Below are 3,679 nucleotides of genomic sequence, written 5' to 3'. Positions count from 1 at the left end.
ACTGCACCTTCAGGTTCGGCGCGCCGATTTCCGCGCGGATCGCCTGTGCGTCGTCCTGGCGGCTGATGAAATAACCGGGCATGTCGCGCTGGTTGATCGGTTCGATCAGCACGGTGATGCCGTCGACGGCCGCGGCCTGCACCGCATGCCGCAGGTTCGAGACGTACGTCTCGCGATGGCGTCCGAAATCCCGGCCCGGTTCGAACAGGCCGGCCATCACGTGCAGTTTCTTGCAGCCGAGCCTGCGCGCGTAGTCGAGCGCGATGTCGAAGCTGCGCTTGAACTCGTCCTCGCGGCCCGGCAGCGACGCGATCCCGCGTTCGCCCGCGGCCCAGTCGCCCGGCGGCGCGTTGAAGAGCGCCTGCGTCAGGTCGTGCTGGTCGAGGCGCGCACGGAGCACATCCGCGGAGAAGTCGTACGGGAACAGGTACTCGACTGCCCGGAAGCCGTCGCGTGCGGCGGCGGCGAAGCGGTCGAGGAACGCATGTTCGTTGTACATCATCGAGAGGTTGGCAGCGAAGCGAGGCATGGCAACAGATCCTGAAGGTGAAAGAGCGGGGCGCGGATAGTGCCGCGCCCCGGTGTCGATTAGCGGTTGACCAGCTTGGCCGGCGTGAGCCAGACAGCGATCGCGCCGATCACGAGCATCGCGGACAGCACATACATGCCGGCCGACGTGCTGTGCGTCATGTCTTTCAGATAGCCGATCACGTAGGGGCTCGCGAAGCCTGCGAGGTTGCCGATCGAGTTGATGATCGCGATGCCGGCCGCGGCCGCGCTGCCCGCGAGGAACGCGGTCGGCAGCGACCAGAACAGCGGTGCGCAGGTCAGCACGCCGCCTGCGGCGAGCGACAGGAACAGAATCGACACGACGGTGTTGTGCGAGAACGAAGCGGCGACCGCGAAGCCGACCGAACCCATCAGCGCGGGAACGATCAGATGCCAGCGGCGTTCGCGGCGCTTGTCCGCGCTGTGGCCGAACACGTTCATCGCGACGATCGCGGCGATGAACGGGATGGCGGACAGCAGGCCGATCTGGAACGTGTCGGTGATGCCGGTCGACTTGACGAGCGTCGGCATCCAGAAGGTCAGGCCGTACTGGCCGGTGACGAACGCGAAATAGATCAGCGACATCCACCACATGCGCGGGTCGGCGAACACGGCCTTCAGCGAGTGCGTCTGCTGTTCCTTTTCCTGCGGCTGCGCGGCGATCTCGTCCTCGAGCAACTGCTTCTCGCGGTCGTTCAGCCACTTCGCGCTGCGGATGCTGTTGTCGAGATACAGGATCGTCGCGATGCCGATCAGCAGGGCCGGCACGGCTTCGATCACGAACATCCATTGCCAGCCGTGGAAACCTGCGCCGCCGTGGAAGCGCTGCATGATCCAGCCCGACAGCGGATTGCCGAAGATCCCCGATACCGGAATCGCCGACATGAACACCGCGATGATCTTCGCGCGGCGGTGCGACGGGAACCAGTATGTCAGGTACAGGATCACGCCCGGATAGAAGCCGGCCTCCGCGAGACCGAGCAGGAAACGCAGCACGTAGAACTGCGTCGGTGTCTGCACGAACGCGAACATGCCGGACAGAAGCCCCCACGTGATCATGATCCGCGCGATCCAGATGCGCGCGCCGATACGGTGCATCAGCAGGTTGCTCGGCAGTTCGAACAGGAAGTAGCCGAGGAAGAAGATCCCGGCGCCGAGCCCGAAAACAGTCTCGCTGAACGCGAGATCCTGCGACATCTGCAGCTTCGCGAAGCCGACGTTGACGCGGTCGAGGTAGGCGACCACGTAGCACAGCATCAGGAACGGCACGATGCGCCAGAACACTTTCTTGTAGGTCAGGTCCAGTTCGGCCGCGCTGGCGGTTGCCGCCTGTGGACGGCCTGCGGCCGCGTCGAGATAGGTCATCGTCGTCTCCAAGGGTAGTCATTGCCGGCGGCGCGTACGCCGCCGGATCGATTGTTGTGTGCGGGTGGATTGCCCCGCGCACACGGCGGGCTTGCGATTACCAGCGCGCGCCGAAGGCTTCGCGCAGTTCGTCGAGCGCCGTGTCGGACAGCGGCTCGGGTTTCGGTTCGGTCATCAGCCAGAGGCGCGCCGTTTCCTCGAGTTCCTCGAGTGCATAGGATGCCTGCGAAACGGAGGTTCCCCACACGACCGGGCCGAGGCGTTCGAGCAGCACGCCGCGCACCTGGTCGGCGAGCGCCGCGACTTCGGCCGCGACCTGCGGGTCGCCCGGACGGCGATAACGAATCAGCGGAATGTGACCGACCTTCATCACGTAATACGGCGTGATCGGCGGCAGCACGTCGGTGTCGCGCCACACGCCGGCGAGCGTCAGCGCGACGAGGTGCGTCGAATGCGTATGGACGACGCCGTTCGCTTCCGCGTTGCGGGCGTAGATGCCGCGATGCAGCGTGAGCGTCTTCGACGGCTTGCCGCCCGATACCGCCTGGCCGTTCAGGTCGACCTTCGCGATGCCGGCCGGATCGAGACGGCCGAGGCACGCGTCGGTCGGCGTGATCAGCCAGCCGTCGTCGAGACGCGCGCTGATGTTGCCCGCGCTGCCGACCGCGTGGCCCCGCGCGTACAGGCTTGCGCCGACGACGCAGATTTCCTCGCGCAGTTTCGCTTCGACGCTCATTGGCCCGCTCCTTCCAGCTGGCGCAGCGCCTTGTCGAAGAAATCGACCGCGCCGAAATTGCCGGATTTCAGCGCGAGGCCGAGCGGCGTGTTGTCGATCGTCGCGGTCGCGGGCACGCCCGGATCGATCTGCGCGCCGATCTGCAGCGATTTCACGTCGAGCGCCTGCACGACGGCGCCGGACGTTTCGCCGCCCGCGACGACGAACTTGCGCACGCCGAGCGCGCGCAGCCCGCGTGCGATCGCGGCAAGCGTGCTTTCGACGAGATGGCCGGCCGCTTCGATGCCGAGCGCCTGCTGCACAGCCTTCACTTCGTCGGGCGTCGCGGTCGCGTAGATCAGCACCGGCTCCGGCAGATGCGCGCGTGCAAACGCGAGCGCCTGCTCGACGACCGGCTCGCCGCGCGATGCCGCGAGCGGATCGATGCGGAAACCGGGCCGGTGCGCACACCAGGCGGCGACCTGCGCATGGGTCGCCTTCGACGCGCTGCCGGCCAGCACGGTCGAGAAGCCGTCGATGGCCGGCAGCGACGCAGCGTTGTCGCGTTCGGGCAGCAGCCCGGCGCGCCGGAAGTTCGCCGGCAGGCCGAGCGCGATGCCCGAGCCGCCGGTGACGAGCGGCAGATCCGCGCACGCTTCGCCGAGCACGTAGAGATCGCGGTCCGACAGCGCATCGGCGATCGCGAAGCGCGCGCCTTCGGCGCGCAGCTGTTCGATCGACGCGCGCACCGCGGCGGCGCCCAGGCCGATCGCGTCGTAGCGCAGCAGGCCGACCTTCGATTCCGTCTGACGCTGCAGCACGCGCACGAGGTTCGCGTCCTTCATGGGCGTGAGCGGATGGTTTTCCATGCCCGATTCATTGAGCAGCAGATCGCCGACGAACAGGTGGCCGCGATAGATCGTGCGGCCGTTTTCCGGGAACGCGGGGCACGCGATCGTGAAGCCGCCGCCGGCTGCGTCGAGCAGCGCATCGGCGACCGGACCGATATTGCCGGCGTCGGTCGAGTCGAACGTCGAGCAGTACTTGAAG

4 protein-coding genes are annotated in these 3,679 nt (G+C 67.0%); all 4 read right to left on the bottom strand.

The genetic code is table 11. From position 1 onward, the window contains the following. Window positions 1-529: TIM barrel protein (locus KH616_RS22920; protein WP_292252188.1), on the bottom strand; the 529-nt coding region annotated here is incomplete at its 3' end. Window positions 530-588: 59 nt separating this feature from the next. Beyond that, a complete protein-coding gene (locus tag KH616_RS22915) occupies window positions 589-1,914 on the bottom strand; it encodes an MFS transporter (RefSeq protein ID WP_292252187.1) in 1,326 nt (441 codons plus the stop codon). A 97-nt stretch (window positions 1,915-2,011) separates the two neighbouring features. Further along, on the bottom strand, window positions 2,012-2,650 hold the full coding sequence (locus KH616_RS22910; protein WP_292252186.1) for an aldolase: 639 nt from the start codon (window positions 2,648-2,650) through the stop codon (window positions 2,012-2,014). Then, on the bottom strand, window positions 2,647-3,679 hold a 1,033-nt coding region (gene otnK, locus KH616_RS22905; protein WP_292252185.1), incomplete at its 5' end, for a 3-oxo-tetronate kinase. The genes otnK and KH616_RS22910, both read right to left, overlap by 4 nt.

The organism is Burkholderia sp., from assembly GCF_018375725.1.
Classification (GTDB): domain Bacteria; phylum Pseudomonadota; class Gammaproteobacteria; order Burkholderiales; family Burkholderiaceae; genus Burkholderia.
This window is presented reverse-complemented; position numbering and strand designations above follow the sequence as displayed.